The sequence below is a fragment of the Streptomyces sp. 17_S59 genome (assembly GCF_056930295.1).
The window spans coordinates 5,530,562-5,553,394 of sequence record NZ_JBXOWD010000001.1; the positions used below are offsets into that span (position 1 = coordinate 5,530,562).

The following is a 22,833-nucleotide window of genomic DNA, read 5'->3' on the forward strand; positions in this document are numbered from 1 at the left end:
CGTCCAGCTTGGATTGCGCGGTCTAGTGCCAGTGGCCTGATAAAGGGCGGCATCAATGGACAAGTTGGCGCGGCTCAGGAGCAGTTGAATGAGATGATCGCAGACTGATTTCCCGTTGCTCGGCAGGCTGACTAGAGGAGGGCGGCATGGCCACGCGTGCCACGTTGAGGGGCTATCTGTTGGAAGAGTCGCTGGCGTGGTTGCTTCGGCACAGCGGCTACCGGCTGTTGGTTGACGCTCGGCAGGACCCGGTAGAGCTCGTTTCAGAAGGGAACACGCTCCGGGTCCGTGGGCGTGGTGCTCTGCATCAGGTAGATGTGCTGGGAGAGTTCGCCTTCACGCCGGCCTTTTCGCTGCCGGTCCGACTGTTCCTGGAGGCCAAGTTTTACCGTACGCCGTGTCGGCTGGAGGTCGTGCGCAATGCCCACGGAGTGCTTCACGACGTCAACGAGAACTTCATGACTCTGCCGAGTACCCGTCCTCGCCAGCGGTATCAATATTCGTACGCTCTGTTCTCGGCCAACGGTTTCACCACCGATGCCCAGAAGTACGCCCTGGCTCACCAGATATCGCTCGTGGACCTGTCGGGCGAGTCCTTCGACTGGCTCCGCAACGCGCTCTACGCAACGGCGCGTGCGCTGTTCGACGCCCAGAATACGTACCACCTTAGGTCCTTCCCCGTGTCCTGGATGCGGAACAAGCTGAGAAAAGCTCTGGGCATGGGCCCCGCCGGCCTCTTGCCTGAGGTGGGTACCAGCGCGACGCAGTTCGAGGGCGTGGCCAGCCAGCTCCTCGCGGACTTCGTTGCTGTGCTCGAGGAGCACAGTGAGGCCGAGCTGCTGTTGGGATTCCCCGCTGCTCCGTTCATCCTGCCGCTGGCCGCCGATGACAAACAGAAGTTCTTGAAGTACGCCGATGTCAGTCCGGACCACTCGGTTCGGCTCCGGCGGACTGGGCACGGTGAGGCTGCTGAGTGGACCCTGTCTCCGTGGGGCGCTGAGGAGGATGCCTACCGGCTTACCTTCAAGTTGCCGGAGCACATCGAGCAGTGGATCAGTGGGGTTGAGGAAAAAGAGCAGCAGCGCACCTCGGAGATCAAGACACAGTTTCTGAGCGCGATCACCATCTACCGCATGAACGGAGCTGGGGTTCGTTCCTACCAGTTGCGATATGAGCCGAGCGCGCTGTGGAATCCGTGTTAGGCAAGGGTGGCCCGACAGGCCAGGGCAAAGCTGGCCACGGAACGATCCGCAGGGGAGCCTGACACTCGACTCGCCGGACGGGCTACCGGGCACACCGCGTCAGCCGCCTGTCTGTCACCGGACCTCAGTGAGCGCGGCACGGCGATCCTCGAAGAACACGTGGCTGCCGTCCCTCTTGGACGGTCTGGCCCGCTTCGCGGGGCCCGGATCGGCGTGAGCCTTGAAGTGGTGTACGGGATTCGGCACCACTCGCTTCGGAGCCATGGCCATGGTTTGCCTCCGCTGGGTGAGGTGCTGCGGTGGCGTCGTCGACGTGTATGGGGCGGGGCGCCGGAATCGGGACCTGGGAGGGGCGTTGGCGTGATGGCCCGCGTACTCAGCAGTGCGGTAGGAGCCAATCAGCGGGAGAGCAGGCGCTGTTGGCGCTGCCGGACGGCCGTGCGGCGTGCGGGCGCGCTGCTGGCGGACGGCTGGGCAGTGGTGTTTCTGCCCGAGGAGCCTGCCCGCCATGGCCGTCTGCTGCTGTGGCGCCCTGGCTCGGCGCACCGGGCAGCGCCGTCGGGCGGGCTGCCGCAGGGGATCGCCCCCGCCTGTGCCGAGCTGGTCCTGCCGCACGGGAGAGGCGTACGTCAGCGCGTGGTGGAGGGTTGGGCCGTGGCGGTCGCGGTGGCGGTGCCCGCACTGCTCGGCGTGGCCTCCGGTGAGCCGGTGCAGGACCCGTCCGTGACCGCGTGGGCGGAAGCCGCCCGGTTGGCCCTGTGCCTGCTCACCGAGGGGCGGTTGTATCCGGCGCTGAGGTCGCAGGGGTACGACACATGGCGGGCGGGCCCGTATGAGGCCATGCACCGCACGGCGTTGGCGGAGCCAGCCGCCGCTTCGGGGCAGGTGCCATCCCCGTGTGTCCACTGGAAGGCGCTGTTCCAGTAGTCGTGGGTCCCTGTTGGCTCAGTCGACAGGCATGGACGAGGCCCCTTTCTTCTCTGCGGCTCCAATGCCCGGGTCCCGATCGCTCAGCTCCTCCGGCTGCTTCTCCGTTCCGGTCTCCTGCTCTGAACTCCTGCCGCCCGGCCCCATGCGCCACGTCGAGTAGAGGCCCGACAGGGCGATGGCTACCGCGGCGAGTGATTCAGGTTCGACGCCGAGGGCCACGAGTGCCACGCCTGTGGCGAGCACGGCCACAAGGGCTGCGAAGTCGTACGTGGAGTGGCGGGGGAACGGGGCGCGTGGGCGCATGGCGGCTGAACTCCTCTTCTGCCTTGGGTGACGGAATCGAGCGTGCCGTGCCGACGATCATCCGGGTATCCTTTTCTCGTAGTATCAGAGAGAACCACGATGTTCACGAGAGAACAGGTGCTGATGCAAGGACGGCTACGAGCAAAGGGTGGGCGCCCTGCTGGCGCTCCGTGCGGTGGGTCCGACGCGGAGAACCAGCTCGTCTTGTTTCTTCGTGACCTTCGGGACGCTGCTGGCCTGTCGGTGGAACAGCTGCACGCTCTGCTCCCTGACAAGTTGGGGATTGCCGACAAACCGGCGCTGTCGACCCTGCACCGACGGCTGAGGGGAGCTAACCTCAAGATTCAGCGCCCCCTGGTGGAGGCCGTGGTCGAGATATGCGTTGTAGATGCGAGTGAAGCGGCCAAGGCCAAGAAAAGGGCTCTCGACCTCCTACGAAGAGCTTGTCAGCAGCCCGTCAGAGCCGAGCCCGAACCGGACGGCGATTGCACCGTGCACCTCTCAAAACTGGTCCAGGTGCAAGAGCAGTTGCTGGAAATCACCACAGCCCTTACCCAAGCCGTTCAGGACAAGGAACGGGCTGAGGCCGAACTCGACTCTCGCATGAACGCTCGCCACGACGAACTCGCGGCCTTGCAACGTAAGCTGCTGGAGGTTATCGGCGAGCGAGATGCTGCACGGCAATCAGCGCGTGAGGCAGCACAACGGATCGCGGTCCTGGAAGCGCTGGTCGCCACTGCCAGGTCCACGCCGGCGCAAGAGATGCCTGAGAAGCCCCAGTTGGAGCAGGAAGGGTCCAGCCAGAGGGACGAATTGGCGGTGGTACGAGAGGAGCTCCTGAGGCTTGACCCCCAGGGGCGCCGTATGACAGCTGTGCTTAACGAGGCCACGGATCGGCTGCTCGACGGGCTGCACACAGGGCGTTTTCGGTGGACCGACCTTACCAAGGCCGAGAAGACAATGGCGGGACAGGTCATCGAGAACTTGCTGCGGCACGACTTCCAGTTCGAGCGTGGTCAAAATCTTGACTTCCGCATCGCCGGGGTTGATGTGGACATCAAGGCGACGGCCAGCGGGACCTGGATGATCCCGAGAGAATCACAGGATGGCGTTTGCCTATTGGTACGGCTCGACCACCACAAGGAGACCTGGAGTTTGGGCGTGGTCAAGGCGACCGAGGAGGTGCTATCGAGCGGTAGCAATCGCGATGGCAAGCGGATGCTGAGCCGAGCGGGGCAGGCGGCAATCGAATGGATCCACCGTGACGTCCCTCTGCTCGTAAACACCCTTGATCGGCTTCCAAGCGATGCGGCACGCGCGATCTTCGCCGAAGCGACTGGACAACAGCGCGTGAACCAACTATTCCGCATGGCGCAGCGTCAGCTCGTGACGCGCACCGCCGTCACTACGGTCTCGGGACAGGTGGACGCGCCGAAGCGGGTGCGAGACGCGCGCAGGGCGCTGGCATTGGAGGGCATCCTCATCCTCGGCCATCAGGGCTCTCATCCGGAAGTCGCCAGAACTTTGGGGCTGCCGGTTCCGGAAAAAGGGGTATGGGTCAGCGTCCGCCTGGCACCCGTGACAGAAGAAGAGGGGACGGTTCGGTCGGTTCTCCTTTCCGGTACGCGGTGGAGGTTGGCGGGGCCGGGCGACGAGCCAAATCCTGTTCCGATGTCGGATTAGTGACAAGCGGTCGCGCAGCTCTGGTATGGCATGGTTGTGAGGCCCCGAACTGGGCACCTCACGCCCATCTGTATCCGCTGGCCAGATCTGCAGGAGCAGGCCGGCCGTGCACGTAACAGTGGTCCGATATCGCGCGCCTGGTGGTCGTAGTCAGCTTGTTCAAGAGGCTGCCTGGTCTTCCGTTGCAGAAGAGATAAGTGAGTGCAGCTTCTCGCGTGTCTCCGGGTCCGTTGAGTAGACGATCGTTCCGATCATGCCTCGGGTCAGCAGCACCTTGTAGGTGTTGCGGACCAGTTGGTCGATCTCGTCATCCGGGGTCGCCTTGGTGAAGGCGGGGTCCTTCGACGCGGTGCGGTCGACCAACCAGCGGTCGGTGCGCCAGACCAGGTCTGGGCCGATGATCACGCCCGACCAGTCGTACTCGAAGCCCTGCGCGGTGTAGACGCATCCGACCTGGCCGAAGCCGGCGGGGTCGGTGGCCCACAGCGGTGCCGGTGGCGCACCGAGGAGGGAGCGATCCCCGTAGAGGTTCCACGGCCTGGCCCAGTCGCCGATGGTCACATCTGCGGGCAGTGACGCCATGCTCGGGGTGATCTTCGTCGTCCACTTCCAGCAGTAGCCCGCCGATATCCGGGCGCCGTAGTCCTCGGCGCGCCGGGCGGCCAAGAAGTCCTCCATCTCCTGGGGGCTGTCCGCCATCAGCAGCCGGACCTTGCCGTCAGGCTCCCACATGGTGGGGCCGTCGCCCTCCAGCCCCAGCAGGCTGGTTACCCATCGCAGGTACGCGTCGCTGCCACCGCATCGGAACTGGCTGTCCAGCTCCACCACCGTGCACTCCAGCCCCAGCTCCGTCGCGGCTTTCTGGATCTGCTTCACCTTGCCCATCTCGCCAGGGCGCACCACCTGGTGTTGGTCCAGCAGAAAAACCGGCACGCGGGCTGCGTCGATCAGCTCTGCTACCTGGGGTCGGCCAGTGCGCAGCGCGGCTTTGGTGTAGCGGTTGGCGGAAGTCTTGCGGAGCCGGTGGGCCTCGTCGCAGACGAGCACGTCGAGGTCGTTGGGCTCAGCCTCCATGAAGCTGTTGAAGTAGCGGAAGAGCCGCTGGACCTCGGGCTTACGAGCGCCCGCTACCTTGCGCATCGTCTTGGTGAACGACTGCGAACCGGTCGCGTGCAAGGCGGGCACCCCGCGACGGTAGAGCTCACCCAAGAGGGACAAAGCGATCACGCTCTTGCCGGAGCCCGGCCCGCCGGCCACCACGACGACCTGCTTGTGGTTGGACCGCCGTGCCTTCCGGACCGCTGCCATCACCGTCTCGTAGGCGAGCCGCTGCTCGTCGAGCAGGACGAACTGTTCCCTGTTGCGGACCTCTTCGGCAGCGATGGCCATTAGTTGCTTGGACGGCCGGACCTTGCCTTGCAACAGTGCGTCAGCCGCGTCGGCCCCGGGCTTCGGGGCGAGCTTCGAGCGTAGGTACTTCAGAAAGGCGCCGCGCTGCTCACCGGTGTACATCCGGCCTCGGTCATCCTCCGGGACGGCCCGCAGCCCTGCGACCCCGAACTCGGTGGCGTTGTGCAGGTAGGCCACCCCGGCGATCGACTCCGGGGCCTGCTCCAGCGCTCCGTTGAACGACACCAGGTAGTCGCAGTAACCCCGTACCTGCTCGATGGGGTTCAGGACGGGGGCCGGATACGCGTCGATGCGGCACCGCAGCGGGTCGTCGTCCTCCGGGTGTGCGCTGCTCCACTGCTTCAGTTCCACGACCACGTAGGACGGCCCACCAGTGGTCGGGTGGACGCCGGCCAGTATGACGTCTGCGCGCTTGCTGGTCAGCGGCAGTCCGTATTCCAGCAGCACCTCGACGTCCCCGAGCCCGGCTTCGACCAGCGCGTTGGTGAGCGCCGGGATGCTTCGCTCCCAGGAACGCTGCTCGGACGGATGGGGTCGGTGGCCGTGCTTGTGCAAGAAGTTCTCGGTCAGGAGCTCTGCCAGCCGTCCTTCAAGGTGGGTGCGGTTGGCCAACGACGCCGCGGACTCACGGAACAGCAAGGAAATGCCCCCAGGCAGCACGAAGTAACTCGTGCGGGTGGGGGCATGTCCTTACGTTCCACGGAAGTGGAGCGGAAGCCCGTCGGGCCGCTGAGATGGTCTCTGCCATCCTAGGACAGGGCATGGATCATGTATGAGGAGTGCGGGTCTCGATGCCGCCAGACTGCCCGTGTGGCCTGGAGGCATCGAGCCGTCCGTCAGGCGACCGGGCGGAGCCCCGGGCCTCCGAGTGCCCAGCGGCCGAGGCGGCGACACACCGCGCGCGAGATCGCGACGGCGGCGGAGCGGTCCGCCCTGGCCGCGTCGCGAGGTCGCGGCATTAGGGCCACCGGCAGCCCCGGAGGGCGCAGGGCGCCGTAGTGGGTGAAGCGGCGGGTTCCGCAGGAGCGGCAGCGTTCTTCGCCATCGGCCGTATCCCAGCCCGACAGGTGTGGGCAGTTGTTGACGAGGCGGCCTACGCCGTACATCGGCGCCCCCTCGACGAAGCCGTGGGGACAAGGTCCTGCAGGGGAGTGGGCAGGATGTCAGTGACGGGCATCCACGTGGTTCGGTCCGGCGACAGTTCCGGAGAGCCTGGTGGGGCCTCGAAGAAGTACCAGAAGCGCACCCGGTCCCTGTGCAATCCGTCGTGGGGGCCGGACCGGCGTTGTTCGATCCACAGCGGTGGGGTCGGCTCCTCGTGGACGAGCTGCAGTCCGGTCCGCTCGGTGGTGATTCTGTGGGCCGCGGCCGCCGGTGAGTCGTCCTGTCGTGTCAGCGGCCCGCTGAGCAGACGCACCAGGCCGCTGGAGTGCAGGACTGAGCCGATGGTGACCGCGAGGCAGCGACGGGTGCAGGGTTCCCCGGTCGCCAGGTGGTCGCACGTGGCGTGGGTGTAGCGGATGACGCCCGCCAGTTTTCCGGGGCTTGTGAGCCCGTAGCGGAAGATCTCGCGGACGATGTCCGCTCCTCTGACCGTGGATGTCGGCGATACCGCCTGTGAGACGTCGAACAGGCACTGGATCTCTTTGCCCTTGAGCCGGCCTTGGTCGGGTGGCGGCACCACCACTTTCCAGCACCCGTGAGTGAGTGCGTCAATCAGTGTCAAGCCGCGACCGGTTGTCCGTCCTGTTCTGGGATTCCGCCTGACTGGTTTGGCGCGGCAGTTGTCACTCACGCGTAGGTGCAGGAGGTACGCCTTGCGTTCCATGGTCAGGACGCAATGGGCGCCCTGGACGTGATCCAGGACGTTGGTCAGCAGCTCGTTGACCACGGTCACCACGTCGTCGGCGTATGCCATCAAGCCCCAGCGGTGGAGTTGGGCGCGTGCGATCCGGCGCGCTATGGCCAGTTCTGCCGGTCTCAACACGAGTTCCATCGTGAGTTGACGGTCGGAGTGCCGTGTGTGGATCGCCATGTCCCCTCCAAGTCCGGACAGGGCTCTGCCCGGGCAGAGTTGGTCGTCTTGTGTCACCCGTCAGATACGTCGTGTGACAAAGACCACCATGGGCCTGGCCTCAGAGCCCGTCAAGTCACTTGCCATGTCAATTGACAAGGCAAGTGGCAATCGGCGAACTGGAGTGCGGATGAGGGTGGTTCGCCGACTGTGTCGGTCGGTATAGCCTCGGGGCTCGTGCATGGGAGGAGAGCTCTGGTATGTCGCACAGCACCACATTGATGTCGCTCATGGCCCTTGGACGAAGGCTGCGGAGGCTGCGCGAGGCAGAAGGGCTGACCGTCGCGGAGTCCGCAGCGAAGCTAAGATGCGACCCTTCGCTCATCAGTCGAATCGAGAACGGCAAGAGGCTGTGCTCGCAGAAGCACTTCGCCCGGCTCATGGACCTCTACAAGGTCGCCTCGGAAGAGCGTGACGAGCTGGCAGAGCTGCTCGTGGCGGGAAGAGAGCGTAAGCAACCTTGGTGGGGTCGGTACAGCGAGACGGTCACAGCCAGCTATCAGAGGTTCATTGGCTTCGAAAACGCGGCAGTGAGTCTGTGTGAGTATCAACTGGGCATCTTGCCTGGCCTGTTGCAGACTGCAGAGTACGCCAAGGCTGTCACTGCCGTCGGGTTTGCATCGCTCAGCCCTGATCAGGTGGAAGTCCTGGTAGAGGTGCGTATGCTGCGTCAGCGCCATCGGCTGGACTGTGAGGAGCCGTTGAGGTGTGCCTATGTGATCACTCAAGCGGCACTTGAGTTCCAAGTGGGTGGTTCGGAGGCGCACAGACGGCAACTCCAGCACTTGATCGAGCTGTCCGAGCGTGAAAGCCTGCGGCTTCAGGTGATCCCCTACGGTACTGGGGAGGAGGGATTGAACATCGCGGCCTTCACCATCTTCCAGTTCGCTGACGACATGCCGGATGTCGCGTTCAGTGAGTCCGTCGTTGGCAGCCTGACTGTGGATGACCCGCGTGACCTACGCCGCCTGCACCGACTGTTCCAAAACCTCTCACGCGTAGCTCTCGCCCCAGGTGAGAGCCGTGACCTGATCGCGCAGATCAAGAACAGGAGTGAGTGATGGAGAAGCAGGACCTCTACGAGATCGACCCCGCCTCGCTGAACTGGCGGAAGAGCAGCTTAACCGCCAACAACCAGCAGTGCGTCGAAGTTGCTTCCCTGGGTGGGGGTGCTGTCGCGATACGTGATTCAAAGAACCCTGATTGCGCAGCGCTTTGCTTTACTAAGCAAGAGTGGGAGGCTTTCCTCGGAGGCGCTACCATGGGTGAGTTTAACGAAATGTAGGCCGCTGCAATCCATTTGCGGAATTTGCAGGTTTCCTGCCGGGGCGCTCCCTGACGCCGCGTCTACGCCAGGCCCTTGTCCTCCGCTACGGAGCGAACCTTCCGGACAGCAGGTCGGGCCCGCTGTACGGCGTGACGGCCCGGACGACGGGTGCCAGTAGGCAGGTACGAGGTGCTGGATGACGCGGCGGCTTGACCCGGGACGCGGGCTGAGTGATCGACGCACTGTATATCTGTGCGAACAAGCCATTTTGGCACAAAGAACGCATCGATCCCTTGATCCGGCGCAAGTGCTCCGGAAGCGTTGCAACGCAAGAATCCGCAACCGACTTGAAACGGGAGGGCATCATGACCCTAGAGTTTGTCGGAATCGACCCGGAGACCACCGGGGGCGGCTCGCCGACTGTGTGGGTGGAGGAGGAGACGGCCGACCTCATCCTCCAAGGAGAGGAAGCCGACAAGCTGTTGAAGGCCCAAGTGTCCGAGACGGAATGGGTCGCTGGGCACGACACGGGAATTCCCGCGCATGAGACGGTGATCCGCATCCCGGCCCGTATGGTGCCGATCCTGAGGGAGGCGTGTGATGTCGCAGAACGGCGTGCCGGACTTCGCTGAGCTGCTGCGGTCCGCTCGGCGCACCGCCGTCCACCTGGAGATGCGCGACGTTTACAGCGTCGGCGGTGAGAAGGAGAGCTTCGAGGAGTTCCTAAGGACGGGTAGGACCGACCTCGACCCCGATTCGCCGTTCTGGCAGGGCTGGACCCCGCTGGTGCGCGAGACTATCGCCAGGGGCGTCCAGATGCGCCGGGCTCGGGTCGTCTCCGAGCCGGTGACCGATTACATCCGGTGGGAGCACGCCCTGACCCCGGTCAACGTCGCTGTCGGTGAGCAGGTCCGCTGGCTACCCCGCCGCCTCGCCTCCGACATCGCTCTCCCCGGAAACGACCTATGGCTGATCGACGACCGGCGGGTGATGTTCCACTGGTTCACCGGTGACGGCGATTGGGCAGGGCATGAGTTCACCGAGGCCCCCGACGTGGTGAAGATGGTCGTTGCCGCGTTCGAGACTGTGTGGGAGCGCGCCATCGATCACGAGAAGTTCACCGTCTGATCCCCGCACGACCTCCATGCCCGTCTCTCCCTCCTCCAGCGCCCAGGCGGCGCGTGAAGCCCTCGCGAAGCGCTTGCAGCACCTTCGTCAGGACGCCGGCCTCACCGGGAAGGAGCTTTCCACCCGGTGCGGCTGGCATCCGGCGAAGACGACCCGCATCCAGAAAGGCGATACCACACCCTCCGACAAGGACATCAGGGCCTGGTGCGCGGCCTGCGGAGCGGAGGACCAGACAGAGGATCTGATCGCCACGGCGCGGGCGGTCGACTCCATGTATGTGGAGTGGCGGCGCATCCACAAAAACGGCATGCGCAAGGTTCAGGAGGACTTCTACACCCTCCACGAGCAAGCAGCCGTGTGTCGTGTGTACTCCTCCAACGCTGTTCCCGGGTTCTTCCAGACCGCCGACTTCGCCACTGCCCTCATGCAGTCGATCACCGACTTCCAGGGAACGCCCAACGACGTCGCCGAGGCCGTTGCCGCCCGCCTTGCCCGTAACCGCTTCCTGTATGAGGGAGGTCGCCGCTTCGTCGTGTTGATGGAGGAGTGGGTTCTGCGCTCTCGGATCGGTGACCGGGAGACGATGACCAACCAACTCCGGCACCTGCTTGACGTCTTGCCGCTGCCCTCGGTCTCACTCGGTGTCATCCCCTTCACGGCCCAGCGCGTCATCTGGCCCCTGGAGGCGTTCTACATCTTCGATGACGCCCACGCCGTGGTGGAGACCTTGACCGCCGAGATCAACATCAGGCAGCCCCGCGAAATCGCCGACTACCGCCAGGCGTTCGCCGAACTCGCGAAGATGGCCGTGTACGGCGCCCGCGCCCGCACCCTTATCAACTCGGCGATCAGCCTCCTCGGATGACGTTCCGCAATAACCCGCAATTTCGTTGAGCCCGATCCCACGGCTCTCGTACGGTCGTGGGCGTCGCCGGGAAGGCCTAAACTCCCCGCGTCGGCGGCAGTGGACGAGGCCGACCTGGCTCGGCGCGGTCCGCATGGAAGGCCTCCGCATCGAGGCTACGTGGGGTCAACTCCTCAGCTGGTGGTCCGAAGGGGGCCAGGCAGTCGTCGACTCGCTCACCCATGACGTGGCACTTCTCCCCTGTGTCATGGAGGGCCTGCGTACTTCCTGTAACCCACAGGCTCCCGGTCAACGACTGAAGGACAGCATCAGCCGGGAACGGCGCCGGGGGCATTTCCCTCGAGGTGCCCCCGCGCCATGCGCAGCGTAGCTCCACCAGCCGAACCCGGCCGGGCATGGCCGGGAGGACCGAAAGGAAGGAGCACGAAGTGGCAGATAGCACGACACTGTCGCAGGCCCCGAGCGGCCTACTCGTGGCGGTAGAAGAACTGACCGCCGTCCAAGACCGGTACGACAGCCTCCGGTCTGACAACGCCGGGAGTTCCGGCGATGCCCCGTGGCCAGGCGGGGACGGCAACCTGACCGACATCGAGTAGCACCAGGCGGCGGGGGCCCGCGCAGTCCACTGTGCGGGCCCCCGCCGCAGCTGTGTCACTTGGTCGAGCTCATAAGGAGGCAGTGATGGAACATCAATTGATCAACGCCATCGAGACGGCGCTCGGGTGGAACGGAGCGGACGAGCTTGGTAAGGGTTTCGCATGGGGGAGCATGGACGACCCCGCTCTCACCTCCCGCATTCTGACCCCGAACCGTCTGCTCGATATCGCCATGCGCAGGAGCCTGAATCGCCCGCAGTTCCGGTGCTTCCAGAAAGGCGAGGAAGTCCACCCGGCCATCTACTACACCGACACCGTCAGCCCCCGGGGCCAGAGCATCCCCATGGTCAACATGCGCAGCCTGGGTAGGCTGCTGGGAGAAGGCGCGACGCTCATCCTCGATCAGGTCAACGTCTTCGACCCGACGATGGAAGTCGCCTGCCGCGCATTGCAGTGGTGGTCACACGAGCGGGTGCAGGTCAACGCGTACCTGACGACGAACGACGCCGCGGGCTTCCCGCTGCATTGGGACGACCACGACGTTGTGATCATCCAGCTCGCTGGTGAGAAGGAATGGGAAGTACGCGGAACCTCTCGCAAGGTTCCCATGTACCGCGACTCCGACCCCAACAGCATTCCGACCGAAGACATCGCCTGGGCCGGCGTCATGAAGACCGGCGACGTGATGCACATCCCCCGAGGTCACTGGCACCAGGCGACCCGCAACGGCCAAGGATCGGGGAAGAGCCTCCATGTCACGTTCGGGATCACCAAGCGCACGGGAGCAAGCTGGTTCGCATGGCTCGGCGACTGGTGCCGTGAGCGCGAGATCTTCCGGCACGACCTGGATCGCGTGCACGGGAGCGGCACTCAGGCCCTGACCGAGGCTGCCGTCAGGCTGATCGGCGAGCGCTCCCCGGCCGATTTCCTGGCCGCGTACGAGCAGGCAATGGCGCTCCCCCGGCACGTACCATTCCTGGACATCCTGAGTCTGCTCGACGCCGTGGTGTGCACCGCCCACTTCCCTCCCCAGATCAGGGAGAACGGCGACACCGTCGACATCCTGGCCCCGGGGAAGAAGCTCACTCTCATGGCCAAGGCCATGCCCGCGCTGCGTCTGCTGCTGAGCGGTAGGCCTGTCCCGCTGGAGCAGGCGGCGGCCGTCGTAGGGGCCGAAGTGGCGGAGGTCGCCGAGATTCTGGTGAAGGAGGAGATATGCGCGGCGCTGACCCCCGAGTTGTCCTCGGGCTATACCGGTCTCGTCACGAACGCCGTCTCCTGACCGGGGCGCTGGACGTCGGTATCACCGCGATCGACACCAGCGCCAGCTACCTCGGCTTCCGCTCCCACGAAGTCTTGGCGCGGACAGCTGGCGATCTGCTGCCGAAGTTCACCCTCTCCACCAAGGTTGGCTACTTCCCGAGGGCGGACCGGGCGGAGCACTCCCTGGACCCCGTTCGGCTGTTCCGCGCCGTAGAACGAGCGGCCCAGGATCTCGGACGCGAGCCGGACGTTGTCTTCCTGCACAACCCGGAACACTCGCTCCAAGAGTCCACCCCTCACAACCGGGATGCCCTGGCCTTCGCATGCGCTGCCCTCGCCGACGCCGAGGCGAAAGGGGTGTGTGGGGCCTGGGGCATCACGTCCTGGGACCCGTCCCCGCTGCTTGAGATGATCGACAAGGTCACGCTGAAGCCATCCGTCCTCATGGCCCGAGCCGGTCTGCTGGTCGGCATCAGAACACTCGACGCCGTGGATGCCCTGGCTGAGGCGTTGGGCATGAGCGGCGGCATGGTGTGGGGCATGAGTCCCTTCGGGGGCAGTACAGGCGCCCCAGTGTGGGACAGGATCGACCCCCGTGTCTTCCTCCGGGGCAGCGCCGGACTCTCCCGCGTGCAGGCGGCCTTCCGGGCCTCCTACCACCTCCCCAGGGTCGACACTGTGGCCGTGGGCACCGACGTCCCCGCTCATCTGGGCGAACTGATCGGCGCCCTGGCTGGTGAGGTTGACGAGCAGACCATCCACCAGTATCGGAGCCTCCTTCGAGAGCGGTCGCGCGGTCAGTCCTTCTGAAGCTCCGAGACGATCTGCTCCGCCACGCGGCGTGCGGGCTCCAGCCGAGGGTCCTCGGGGTGTGATTCCGACCCCAGGATCTTCGAGCACACAAACAGCGTCATCAGCTTGCCGTCCCGGCTTTCGAAGTCACGGCGCCGCTCTTGCCAGACGCGATCGGCCAGAGCCGGGACAGCAAGGGAACTTCCCCATAGTGAAGCGGAGTCCAGACCCTGCGGCGCGTTCCCCCAGTCCTCCCAGTCGAAGAGACAGAACGTTGGCGTGGTCACATTGGCCCAGTTCAGATCCGCGTGGGCCGGCACCCACCGCTCAACAGTCGTTTCGAAGTCACCGGAGAACACGCTGCGGATGGACTCGGTGACGAGAGCCTGCGTGATGGTGATGGTGTCCGGCGTGGCGACGCGTCTCGTGTCCTGTGCCGCGAGCGCGTCCAGTGATGCGCTGAAGGCCTGCCACCACTCATTCGGCAGCTCCGGGTCTTCGCTCAGTACGGCGGTACCAACTGGCGTCCCCGGTAGGAGCTCGGTCTCGTCGGCCCGCCACATCACTGGCTTGCCCGCGTCCCGCCAGACCACACACGCCTGCCACAGAGGCTGGGCGATCGCCTCCAGACGCGCGGCGCACTCCGTGCCGTTCCAACCCTGAACGCCGATCTTGTCGAGTACCCGCCTCTCGATGCGCACCCAGGTGTCCCGGTCCGTCCGCGCCCCGACAGAGCGCCGTTTACGAACGGTCGTGTCCCGGTCCAAACTGACTTGAAGGGATCGCTCTACACGATCGAGAACGTCGTCAACCGGTTCGACTCGCAAGTCGCTGGCACGCGCCGAAGGCATCGAGACCGTCATGTGGGCGACCGTAGCAGCGGGCCAACTTACGAGAAATGATTTCGACCTGGGCTTGATTCGGTTTGACGCCGTGACCCGCCTGCTTCTCCGCCTCAATGAACATGCGCACGTTCACCGGATCTCCTGAGCGAAGAATGCGTGCTCTGCTTGAGGGTGGCTCCTGCGCTTTGCTCGACCGGATGTGCCGCCAGACCCCATCCGGGAGCATCCGCCCGCCCGATGGCGATGCGCGGAGCCGACACGTGCGATCAGGCGAGATCCGCGAGAAGGTCCGCCAAAGCCACCTCTTCCTCGACGCGTACTCCGAGCTCGGTCAAGGCCTGTGCCAGTGCGGGATCCCAAGGGGATGCGGTAGGCGTGCCCGTCAGGGGTAGCAGCTGCAGCGTGGTGGCAGCCAGGGCGCGGTAGTCGGTGGCCGTGAACCGCCATGGGTGCCATGGCACATGGCTCAGCAGTACGTTCGCGATCCGGAGGCCGCCCCAGTCGAAGTCGCCGTGGTAGAGGAGGGCTGCTCCGCCGACGTGCAGGCGTCGCAGGAGGGCAAGGGCGGCTGCGGACGGTTGGCCCTGGAGACAGACCAGGGGTGGGCAACTGGCGCCGTGGGTGTCGGCGGCGGCCGCCAGGACGGCCGGGTTCTCGCAGATCCGTACCACCGGAGGCGTAGCCCGGGGGCGTTGGTGAGTGAGTTGCCGGAGGGTTAGGACACATGGTTCGCCGGTTTCGGCCATCCAGTCCAGTGCGGGAGTTCCGCGAAGGTTCAAGGTGAGGACCGTCGAGGACAGATCGTCGCGCAGCAGTCCCGCCGATGCCCATGCGTCTCGCCGCCACGCGGCGCCGTTGCCGTCGGGGAAGCCGGTGAGCGCCCGGATGCCGGACAGAGCGAGCGTGGCCAGGGGTGTTCCGTCGTCCAGGGCATGCGCGCTGCCGAGTACACGGGCAGCGAAAGCGGGCAGGGAGACGGCGGGTTCGGCGGGGACTTTCCGGAGCACCTTCGCGGCGTCGGAGGACAGCCGACCGGCGGCTTCGGGGGTACGGGCAAGGCGCCGTACACGGCTCTCGGTGCGTGGCCCGGTGGCCCAGTCGGCGAGGCGGGGCCGATTGCGGGCCAGCGCCTGGAGCGGCTGATATGCCTCCTGCCATGCGCGGGACTCGTCCTGGCGTGCCTGTAGGACGGGGATGACGGGACCGGTCAGGGCTTCCACGGCCACGGCGAGACCGTCGGGGCTGACGCCGGAGCGGCGCAGGACGTCATCCACTGCGTCGAGCCGGAGGGACAGCGACCGGCCGGGGCGCGGCGCGCGGCCCAGCAGGCGTTCGACGGCAGTGCGCTGGGCTTCGGTGGGGGCGGTCAGCGAGACGGGCCCGGTGAGGGGCTGCTCGCGTTCGAGACGCCGTCTTACGCGCTCGACCAGCCACGTGAGGTCGGGGGCGCCGAGGAGTCGGCGGAGGCGGTCGAGGTCGATCCCACCGGGTATCCCACCGGGGGGCAGGGCGCTCATGTCCACAGCAGGTCCTGCCCGTCTGCTCCCGCACCGGACCGGTCCCGCTCGTACACCGGATCCTCACGCCGCACGCGCGCCGAGCCGTCCCACTCCCAGCGGGTGACCAGGACCGCCGCGACATCGTCGGTCCGTGAGAGCTGCGCGATGGCGATGCCGGGCACCTGTGGGTAGCAGGCCCACTCCCGTTCGCTGGTCATCACCACATCCAGGTCGAAGGCGTGGAGCAGGCCCAGGCACTTGGCCCGCGAGTCGTCGTCGACGCCTGCGAACGCCTCGTCGAGGGTCACCAGGCGTGGTGCGTGCGGGTTGCCTGCGCTCGCGTAGTGCGAAGACGCGGCGGCGAACAGGGGGACAGACACGGTGAGGACGCGCTCGCCGCCCGAGGCCGGTCCCGTGGCCGGGACCCAGCGGCCCTGCTGCTGCCGTTCGATGCCGAATTCGTGCCAGGTGCGGTAGTCGAGGGCCGTCGTGAGGTGCTCGAGCCAGCTGCCGGCGGCGTCGCCGGACTGCTGCTGGGCGATCTGTGCCTGCAGGAACTCGCCGACTGCCGCCCGGTCCTCAGGGGTCCAGGCGTCGGCGGACTGGCGCAGGCGTTCCCGCGCCCGGTCGAGACCCACCGGGGCCTTGCGCGAGGCCCGCCACACCAGACGGAGCTTCATTCCGGTCGAGGTCGGGCGTTCCTCCAGCTCGGCGTTCATGGCCCGTACGTGCCGCTCCGCCGCCCCGATCAGTTCCTGCAGGGTGCCCGCCACCTCGGTGATGAGGTGGGATTCCAGGACCTCCCGCTCGTGTGCGGACAGTATGCGGGTGAGTTCACCGACCTCGGTGGCCAGTGCCTCGGCGAGTTCGGGTACGGCCTGTTCACGGCCCTGGTAGACGATGTCGACGACCATTCCGTCCTCGATCACGCGCGCGGACGCGGTGTGTCCATGCCGGGACAGAGCGTCCTGCAGGGTCTTGAACTCTTCGCTCAGCCGCCTCTGCACCCGCTCCCAGGCCCCGTCGGAGTCATCCGTCCCGGACAGCTCGGTCTCGATGGAACGGGCCAGCGCGATGGCGGGGGTGGCCGCCCATGGACCTTCGCCAGCTGGCGGTACGGTCAGACCTGGCAGGGCCACCGCGATCAGGCCGGTTCCGGCGAACCGCTGGAGACCCGCGATCGCCTCGGCACGGGCGGAGGCCGCCTCGATGATCCCCTGTTCGAGCTGCTCGATGCGGCCTTCGGCCCTGCTGGCCCGCCGGTCCGCCTCGGTGTGCCGCTCACGGGTTCGGCGCTGCTCGGCTCCGCACTCGCGCAGGGATTCGGTGGTCTCGGCCAGGCGGTGCTGGAGGTCGGCGACGGCCGCGCCGACCGTGGAGCGCAGGGTGCTGTGGTGTTCGGCGGCGACGGTGGCCTCGCGGGCTGCGTCCGCTGCCCGCAGCGCGTGCTCCTCGGCCCGCTGCCCCGCTTGCTCGGCCTCGTCGCGTTCCTCGTCCGTCTGACGGGCCGCCTCGGCGCGCTCGCGCAGGGCGGGCCACAGGTCGGCGAGGACGAGGGTGAGGCCGGTGAGGGCCTGACGTACGGCGGCGAGCCCGGCCCGGTCGGAGGGCAGGCCCAGGTCGGCGGCGGTCGTGCCGAGTTCCGCCGCGGCCTGCTCGGCCTCCTGGGCCGCCTCGGTGAGATCGGCGGTCCGTTCGTCGCGCCGGACACGGTCCCGGCGCACGACGTCGGCGGCCGCTGCCACACGGGCGTACGCCTGCCTGAGAGGCGCGTCGTCGGGTACGGCGGCCAGCTCGGCGTCGAGCCCGTTGCGGCGCGCCACGACGGCCTCGGTCTCGGCCACGGTGGCGGCCAGATCATCGTGAAGCGAGGCGAGTTCGGTGCGCAAGGTGGCCATGCGGGACCGGCGCGCCTCTTCACGGGCGCCCTCGCCGATGTATTCCGCGGAGGTCTTGGCCCATCGGCCGGTGAGCGCACCGACGCGGAAACGTCCGTCAGTCGCTGCCCAGCTGTCCGCACCGCCGCCCGCCTCGCCCAGCCCGATCGCCGTGAGCAGCCGCGTCACCGTCTCTTCACCTACCGCCGTGGCCCGCGCGTCGCCGTGGTCGACGGCCGGACGCAGTACATCGGCCAGGGACGGCCCGGTCACGGGCCCGGTCCGGGGTGCGAGCAGCACATCGTGCCCGTCGGCGTCGAGGGCCGTGCCGTCCGGGAGCACCCAGGCGTCCAGCAGGCCGGATGCCTCCAGGGCCGCTTCCAGCCCGGCGCGTTCGGTAGCGCCGAGCCCGTCCCGGAAGTCGACGAGCCGCCACAAGGGGGAGCCGGTCGCCCCCTCGCGCAGGCCCGGGGTGCGGGTGTACGGGGCCTTAGGCCCGCGCTGGCCGCCGGCTTCGAGCGCGGCCAGCTCCTGCTCCATGTCCCGCACCCGCGACCGGAGTCCGGCCTTGCGATGCGCCAGGCCGGCGGCATGGTCGGCGAGCCGCGCCGACGTGGCCCGGTGGGCACGCGAGGCATGGGTATGGGCCGGGCAGGGCCCGTCGAGGTGCCGCGTCCACTCCTGGAGCTCGTCGAGGAGGCCGACCGGATCCGGGTACGCCAGCTCGTGGCACTCCTCGGCGTGCCGGCGTACGGCATCCAGCAGTGCCCGGCCGGCTGCCGCCGCGGCCTCCTCCGCCTGCTGCTGCGCCTCGGTCGCGAGGGCGAGGTCGGACTCGGCCTCGTCGAGCCGCCGGGAGGCCGCTCGACGCTCGCTCGCGGTCCGGTCGGCCCGGTCGGCAAGGCGTTCCACGTGAGTGAGGTTGCGCCGCCCGCGGTCCGTCGCCTCCTCGGCCGCCTGCCGGGTCGGCTCGTCCGGCAGGGCGACCAGGGCATCGCCTGCCGCCTCCCGGGCCCGGGCGAGGATGGTGCCGGCTTGGTGCCGGGCCGAGGCGAGCCGGTTCTCGGCCGCGCCGAGCCGCTCCAGTGCCCGCCGGTGGAGGCGCGTGGTCTGCCCGTGGTCGGCTTCCGCGCGTTCCCGTTCCCGCGCCGTGCGGGCCGCCTCCGTGGCCGCCTGCTCCAGCTCACGGGCGCTGCGCATCTCGGGTCCCGCGCGCAGGGCGGCGTCCTGGGCCCGCAGCCGTGTCTCGGTCTCCTCCAGAACGCCGATGCGTCCCTCGGCGGTTGCCCGGTCCTCCTCCGCGCGGGCCTTGTGCGCCTGCGCTTCCGCGAGATCCCGCTGGAGGTGCTCGTACCGGGAGTGCTCGCTGCGCGGGAGGCGGGCCCGCCGCCGGGAGGCGACGCGGGCGTAGCGCCGGTAGTGGTCCAGGAACGCCGAGGCGGCGTGCTCGGCCTCGGCGGCGGCCCGCAGCTCCTCCTTCTCCTCGTCCAGGGAGCGGAAGGCCTCCGCCGCGTCGGCGACGACCGCCTGGTCCATGGGCGGCAGCGCTTCGGTCAGCGCCCGGGAGAGGGCAGCCTCGTTGGGCCGCTTCGACAGCTGGGGCTGACGCAACTGGATGAGCAGGTCCACGAGGGCGGCGTACCGCTGCTCGCCGAGCCCGAACAGTGCTTCGTCGACGGCCCTTCGGTAGGCCTTGGCCTGGTCGTACACCATCCCGTGCCCGGCGATCGCCTCGGCGAGCCGGTCACGGGACAGAGCAGTGCGGGTGGCGTCGAGCAGGCTGAGGTCCCGGCCGACCCGCTGGTCGGTGACCGCGTACCAGTGGCGGGCGATACCGCGCCCGGTGACGGCCTTGAGCCCGCAGGCGAGGGTACGGAAGTGATCCTCGCCGGTCGTCGCATCCCGTCGGCCGAACTCGATCCAGGTGTAACCGAGCCGTTCGGGATGAGGGTGTTCGCCGCCGAGGAGCAGGTTCCACTCCATGCGCTTGCCCGGGTCGCCGTCGGGCTCGACACGGCGCGGGGTGAGATCCCCGTCCAGCAGGAAGGGCAGGGTCAGGGCGAGGACCTTGGACTTGCCGGTGCCGTTGTTGCCGCGCAGCAGCAGTCGTCCGTCGTGGAAATGGAACTCCTCCTCGTCGTAGTGGAAGAGGTCGACGAGCCCGATGCGCATCGGTTGCCAGCGGGAGCGGGTGGGGACGGGGAGGGCGGTCACTGCCGGCTCGCCTTTCGCTGCTGGGGCATGCGTGGGGTGTGTGGGGTGCGGGGTTCGAGGACGACGGTCTCGCCGACGGCGTACCGGGCGAGGGCCGGACGTGGCGCGATCCGATCGCCCCGACGGGTGATCAGTCCCAGCGCGGTGAGCTTGGCGAGGGCCTGCTCGACCAGTTCGCCTTCTGCGCCGGGCTCCTTGGCGGACTTGGCCCAGAAACCGCCGTACGCAGCGGCGAATTCACGGACCTTTTGCTGGAGATCGCCGATGGTGACGGGCCCGTCCGCTGCCGCGAGATGCTCGGTGAGCAACAGAGTGACATGGCCGTGGGTGCCTTGTTCGGGCATGCGGACATCGGTGAGGTCGTCGTCGGGGTCGACCATGGCGATGCCTTCGGCCCGTACCTCGGGGACGAGTCCGGTCAGCTCGGTGATACGGGCGGTGAGGAAGCCGCGCTGCCGGGTGAGGTAGGCGAGTTCCGCGTCGGTCAGTTCGTCGTAGTACAGCACCGGATCGTCGAGCAGGCGGCGGGTCAGCGCGCGGCGCATCGCACGGAACCGCAAGTCGTCGCTGTCCAGGGCGGTTTCGGTGACCAGCTCGGCCAGACGCTCGTCGAGAGTGCCGGCACGCACGGTGGAAGGGCCTTGGCGGGTGGCGAGCAGACCGGCCAGCACACGGCGCTCGACGTCGTACAGGACGTCGCCCGCCCCGCTGACGTACGCCTCCTCGTCACCGGCGACCCGCCGCAGAACGCCGAGCCTGAGCAGGAGCCTGACGACGGCGGCGAGGTCGAGGCGCTCGTCGCGGCGGTCCAGGGTGAAGTGGACGCCGGCGGCGGTGAGGTGTGGGTCCGCCGCGTCGAGGACGACCTGATCGGCGAGGCGGCCGAGCGCTACCTGGGCCTCGCCGCGTTCCAGGGCGGCGAGGGCGAGACAGAGCAGCACATAGCGTCGGCGGGTGAAGGGGGCGCCCGTCCGGCTGGCCTCACGAGCGGGATGCGTCGGGTCGGTGAGAAGGCCGGGGATCTTGCACAGGCGGGCGGCTTCGGCGTCCACGTGGAGGGACCAGCCGGTGTTGCGGTCGAACCACGCGCGCAGTTCCGAGGCGTGGCGGCGGACGAGCCGGAAGTCGTCCGAGCGCGGTCCGCGAGCGAGCAGGAGAGGCTCCTTGAGCAGCGCGCGTGCGGCCCTGCGCAGCTCGGCGGAGTGCTGCCCCTCCAGGATCTCGGCGAGCGGGGTGCTCATCGCCTGCTGTCCCTCTCGGCCAGGTCGATGATCTCGACGGTGTGGTCGGGGCCCCGGAACGTGCCCCCGGGGGTGGTGATCTCTGCGGTCGTACCGTCGCCGAGCGCTGCGAGGCGGATCTCCATGGAGCCGTCGTTGCTGGTGGCGGACGTGTGCGTCATGCCGGGCCGCCACGTGGCGAGGGCGTCACCCAGGAGCTGGAGGAAGAGGCCGAACGCCAGCGGATCGAGGTCACCGAGGGCGGAGAGCCGGGTGACGCCGCCGGTGGCGAGCCGCGCCCGCGCAGCTTCGGTCTCGGCGGCCTGCTTGGCGGCGATCTCGGCGAGGTGGCGGCGCGCCTCGGAGCGGTCCTCGACCTTGCGGGGCTTGCCGCGCCGTTCATAACTGCCGGTGCGCCGCAACTGCGGGCTGATGCACAGGGATTCGGCCTCGGCCCACGGGGTGGCGGCGGGCACCGGCCGGGCCGTGCGGGTGGCGAGGGTGTCGGCGTCGACGGTGAGATGACGGGCGGGGTAGAGCCCGAAAGCGGTGCGCCACAGACGGTGCCGGGCGTCGTCGTCGGGTGCCTCGGCGAACCAGCGGGCGAGCGTACGGAAGTCGGCGGAACGGTCGGAGCGCCCGGCTCTGCGCTCGTTCAGCGACCGTACGACCGCCAGAAGCTGGGGAATCGCCCCGAGAGCCCGGCCGCGCAGCAGCCGCGCCTGCGATTCCCGTCCGTTCCTGCTGATGAACCAGGCGGCGAGCCCGTCCCAGCGCCCGGTCCACCGCGCGTACGCCTCCTGCTCGGCGTGCTCCGCGTCCTCCGGCGAGGCGTCGGCGGCCTCGCGAGCGGCGGCGGTCCGGAGCAGCGGTGCGATCACGCCGCCGCCTTCCAGCTCCAGGATCAGCTGGGCGATGCGTCCGCCGAGAGTGATCAAGTCCTGGATGAACCGCTCCAGATACTGGATGAGCCGGTCCTTGTAGGCGAGGAAGACCTCCTCCTCGACGTCGTGCAGGTCGATGGTGCGCTGCAGGGATCCCATGAAGGCCCGGGCGTTGTCGGCAAGGGCCGCGAACCGGCTGGTCAGCGCGTCGAGCGCGAGGTAGGTCTTGGCCGGGTCCGGTATCTCTTCGGCCCCCAGGACGAGGAGAGCACGCAGTTGGGTGACGATGTCGTGCAGCGCGACCGCCTGGAGCGCGCCCCGCCGGCCGAGCGCCTCGTCGTATGCGGAAAGCGCCTCCTCCGCCGCCTCTCCCGCCTGGGTGAGCTGATAGACGAACCGCTTGCGGTAGAAGTCCTCGACAGCGGTGACGCGGGCCGTATCGGGATCGGCGCGCAGATTTCCCCATTCGACCAGGCTGTCGAGCGCCTTGACCACGGTGTCGAGTTCCGTCGGACGCCCGTCGGCGGGCAGGGCGGCGTGCACGTCCTCGGGGCGCAGATGCACCGCGAAGCGCTCCTTGGCAGTGAGGAACGTTCGCATTATCCGCCGGTAGAGGGCGGAGTTGGGCGCGGTGAGGTGGGCGAAGGGGGCGTACCGGGTCGGTGCCGGGGGCTCGGGTGTCGGGGACATCGCACGGTCATTCTGGCCGATGAGCCGTGGCGTGGGCGGGTGAAGTTGGGAGTCTCACAGATTTGGGTTCCGGTAACAAAAGCAGCATCAC

General features: G+C 67.8%; 19 protein-coding genes. 10 read left to right on the forward strand and 9 right to left on the reverse strand.

What is annotated here, in order from left to right:
- The first annotated feature begins 146 nt into the window (after positions 1-146).
- Complete coding sequence (locus AC1Z4A_RS25160) at positions 147-1,202, forward strand: hypothetical protein (protein ID WP_483682130.1); 1,056 nt, start codon at positions 147-149, stop codon at positions 1,200-1,202.
- 363 nt (positions 1,203-1,565) lie between these two features.
- Positions 1,566-2,129, forward strand: coding sequence for a hypothetical protein (locus AC1Z4A_RS25165; RefSeq protein WP_483682131.1), 564 nt, complete (start codon positions 1,566-1,568; stop codon positions 2,127-2,129).
- A gap of 18 nt (positions 2,130-2,147) precedes the next feature.
- Here the strand turns inward: AC1Z4A_RS25165 and AC1Z4A_RS25170 are convergent, their stop codons facing one another.
- Positions 2,148-2,435, reverse strand: coding sequence for a hypothetical protein (locus tag AC1Z4A_RS25170; RefSeq protein WP_483682132.1), 288 nt, complete (start codon positions 2,433-2,435; stop codon positions 2,148-2,150).
- 243 nt (positions 2,436-2,678) lie between these two features.
- On the opposite strand from AC1Z4A_RS25170, the gene AC1Z4A_RS25175 reads away from it, so the two are divergent.
- Complete coding sequence (locus AC1Z4A_RS25175) at positions 2,679-4,118, forward strand: NaeI family type II restriction endonuclease (protein WP_483682133.1); 1,440 nt, start codon at positions 2,679-2,681, stop codon at positions 4,116-4,118.
- Between the two features lie 159 nt (positions 4,119-4,277).
- Here AC1Z4A_RS25175 and AC1Z4A_RS25180 read toward each other — a convergent pair whose 3' ends face one another.
- The 3 genes from AC1Z4A_RS25180 to AC1Z4A_RS25190 all read right to left on the reverse strand — a co-directional run bounded on the left by AC1Z4A_RS25180 (position 4,278) and on the right by AC1Z4A_RS25190 (position 7,563).
- On the reverse strand, positions 4,278-6,167 hold the full coding sequence (locus tag AC1Z4A_RS25180; RefSeq protein ID WP_483682134.1) for a DNA/RNA helicase domain-containing protein: 1,890 nt from the start codon (positions 6,165-6,167) through the stop codon (positions 4,278-4,280).
- Positions 6,168-6,364: 197 nt separating this feature from the next.
- Complete coding sequence (locus AC1Z4A_RS25185; RefSeq protein ID WP_483682135.1) at positions 6,365-6,634, reverse strand: DUF6255 family natural product biosynthesis protein; 270 nt, start codon at positions 6,632-6,634, stop codon at positions 6,365-6,367.
- Complete coding sequence (locus AC1Z4A_RS25190) at positions 6,622-7,563, reverse strand: ATP-binding protein (RefSeq protein ID WP_483682136.1); 942 nt, start codon at positions 7,561-7,563, stop codon at positions 6,622-6,624. The genes AC1Z4A_RS25185 and AC1Z4A_RS25190 overlap by 13 nt, the downstream gene beginning before the upstream one ends.
- A gap of 239 nt (positions 7,564-7,802) precedes the next feature.
- On the opposite strand from AC1Z4A_RS25190, the gene AC1Z4A_RS25195 reads away from it, so the two are divergent.
- The 7 genes from AC1Z4A_RS25195 to AC1Z4A_RS25225 all read left to right on the forward strand — a co-directional run bounded on the left by AC1Z4A_RS25195 (position 7,803) and on the right by AC1Z4A_RS25225 (position 13,531).
- Positions 7,803-8,663 carry a helix-turn-helix domain-containing protein gene (locus tag AC1Z4A_RS25195; protein WP_483682137.1) on the forward strand — a complete coding sequence of 287 codons (861 nt, stop codon included), beginning with the start codon at positions 7,803-7,805 and terminating at the stop codon, positions 8,661-8,663.
- A complete protein-coding gene (locus AC1Z4A_RS25200; RefSeq protein WP_483682138.1) occupies positions 8,663-8,887 on the forward strand; it encodes a DUF397 domain-containing protein in 225 nt (74 codons plus the stop codon). Before AC1Z4A_RS25195 ends, AC1Z4A_RS25200 begins: the two co-directional genes overlap by 1 nt.
- Before the next feature lie 347 nt (positions 8,888-9,234).
- Positions 9,235-9,501, forward strand: a complete 267-nt coding sequence (locus AC1Z4A_RS25205) for a hypothetical protein (RefSeq protein WP_483683720.1) — start codon at positions 9,235-9,237, stop codon at positions 9,499-9,501.
- Positions 9,470-9,997, forward strand: coding sequence for a DUF6879 family protein (locus AC1Z4A_RS25210; protein ID WP_483682139.1), 528 nt, complete (start codon positions 9,470-9,472; stop codon positions 9,995-9,997). Before AC1Z4A_RS25205 ends, AC1Z4A_RS25210 begins: the two co-directional genes overlap by 32 nt.
- Before the next feature lie 16 nt (positions 9,998-10,013).
- Complete coding sequence (locus tag AC1Z4A_RS25215) at positions 10,014-10,862, forward strand: helix-turn-helix domain-containing protein (RefSeq protein ID WP_483682140.1); 849 nt, start codon at positions 10,014-10,016, stop codon at positions 10,860-10,862.
- A 681-nt stretch (positions 10,863-11,543) separates the two neighbouring features.
- Positions 11,544-12,740 (forward strand): JmjC domain-containing protein, encoded by a 1,197-nt coding sequence (locus AC1Z4A_RS25220; protein ID WP_483682141.1) that lies wholly within the window; start codon positions 11,544-11,546, stop codon positions 12,738-12,740.
- Positions 12,674-13,531, forward strand: coding sequence for an aldo/keto reductase (locus AC1Z4A_RS25225; RefSeq protein WP_483682142.1), 858 nt, complete (start codon positions 12,674-12,676; stop codon positions 13,529-13,531). Before AC1Z4A_RS25220 ends, AC1Z4A_RS25225 begins: the two co-directional genes overlap by 67 nt.
- On the opposite strand, the gene AC1Z4A_RS25230 is transcribed toward AC1Z4A_RS25225, so the two are convergent.
- The 5 genes from AC1Z4A_RS25230 to AC1Z4A_RS25250 all read right to left on the reverse strand — a co-directional run bounded on the left by AC1Z4A_RS25230 (position 13,519) and on the right by AC1Z4A_RS25250 (position 22,742).
- Entirely contained in the window at positions 13,519-14,376 is an 858-nt protein-coding gene (locus tag AC1Z4A_RS25230; protein WP_483682143.1) for a hypothetical protein, read from the reverse strand. The two genes, AC1Z4A_RS25225 and AC1Z4A_RS25230, sit on opposite strands and share 13 nt — an antisense overlap.
- A gap of 248 nt (positions 14,377-14,624) precedes the next feature.
- Entirely contained in the window at positions 14,625-15,875 is a 1,251-nt protein-coding gene (locus AC1Z4A_RS25235) for a TIGR02679 family protein (protein ID WP_483682144.1), read from the reverse strand.
- Positions 15,872-19,948, reverse strand: a complete 4,077-nt coding sequence (locus tag AC1Z4A_RS25240) for a TIGR02680 family protein (protein WP_483682145.1) — start codon at positions 19,946-19,948, stop codon at positions 15,872-15,874. Before AC1Z4A_RS25240 ends, AC1Z4A_RS25235 begins: the two co-directional genes overlap by 4 nt.
- Positions 19,945-21,189, reverse strand: coding sequence for a TIGR02678 family protein (locus tag AC1Z4A_RS25245; RefSeq protein ID WP_483682146.1), 1,245 nt, complete (start codon positions 21,187-21,189; stop codon positions 19,945-19,947). Before AC1Z4A_RS25245 ends, AC1Z4A_RS25240 begins: the two co-directional genes overlap by 4 nt.
- Positions 21,186-22,742 carry a TIGR02677 family protein gene (locus tag AC1Z4A_RS25250; protein WP_483682147.1) on the reverse strand — a complete coding sequence of 519 codons (1,557 nt, stop codon included), beginning with the start codon at positions 22,740-22,742 and terminating at the stop codon, positions 21,186-21,188. The genes AC1Z4A_RS25245 and AC1Z4A_RS25250 overlap by 4 nt, the downstream gene beginning before the upstream one ends.
- Between the last annotated feature and the right edge of the window lie 91 nt (positions 22,743-22,833).

Coding starts and splice junctions, on each gene's coding strand:
- AC1Z4A_RS25185 (WP_483682135.1), bottom strand. CDS start 6,634: ATGTACGGCGTAGGCCGCCTCGTCAACAACTGCCCACACCTGTCGGGC.
- AC1Z4A_RS25245 (WP_483682146.1), bottom strand. CDS start 21,189: ATGAGCACCCCGCTCGCCGAGATCCTGGAGGGGCAGCACTCCGCCGAG.
- AC1Z4A_RS25195 (WP_483682137.1), top strand. CDS start 7,803: ATGTCGCACAGCACCACATTGATGTCGCTCATGGCCCTTGGACGAAGG.
- AC1Z4A_RS25205 (WP_483683720.1), top strand. CDS start 9,235: ATGACCCTAGAGTTTGTCGGAATCGACCCGGAGACCACCGGGGGCGGC.
- AC1Z4A_RS25165 (WP_483682131.1), top strand. CDS start 1,566: ATGGCCCGCGTACTCAGCAGTGCGGTAGGAGCCAATCAGCGGGAGAGC.
- AC1Z4A_RS25190 (WP_483682136.1), bottom strand. CDS start 7,563: ATGGCGATCCACACACGGCACTCCGACCGTCAACTCACGATGGAACTC.
- AC1Z4A_RS25170 (WP_483682132.1), bottom strand. CDS start 2,435: ATGCGCCCACGCGCCCCGTTCCCCCGCCACTCCACGTACGACTTCGCA.
- AC1Z4A_RS25210 (WP_483682139.1), top strand. CDS start 9,470: ATGTCGCAGAACGGCGTGCCGGACTTCGCTGAGCTGCTGCGGTCCGCT.
- AC1Z4A_RS25200 (WP_483682138.1), top strand. CDS start 8,663: ATGGAGAAGCAGGACCTCTACGAGATCGACCCCGCCTCGCTGAACTGG.
- AC1Z4A_RS25235 (WP_483682144.1), bottom strand. CDS start 15,875: ATGAGCGCCCTGCCCCCCGGTGGGATACCCGGTGGGATCGACCTCGAC.
- AC1Z4A_RS25230 (WP_483682143.1), bottom strand. CDS start 14,376: ATGACGGTCTCGATGCCTTCGGCGCGTGCCAGCGACTTGCGAGTCGAA.
- AC1Z4A_RS25215 (WP_483682140.1), top strand. CDS start 10,014: ATGCCCGTCTCTCCCTCCTCCAGCGCCCAGGCGGCGCGTGAAGCCCTC.
- AC1Z4A_RS25225 (WP_483682142.1), top strand. CDS start 12,674: ATGCGCGGCGCTGACCCCCGAGTTGTCCTCGGGCTATACCGGTCTCGT.
- AC1Z4A_RS25220 (WP_483682141.1), top strand. CDS start 11,544: ATGGAACATCAATTGATCAACGCCATCGAGACGGCGCTCGGGTGGAAC.
- AC1Z4A_RS25250 (WP_483682147.1), bottom strand. CDS start 22,742: ATGTCCCCGACACCCGAGCCCCCGGCACCGACCCGGTACGCCCCCTTC.
- AC1Z4A_RS25160 (WP_483682130.1), top strand. CDS start 147: ATGGCCACGCGTGCCACGTTGAGGGGCTATCTGTTGGAAGAGTCGCTG.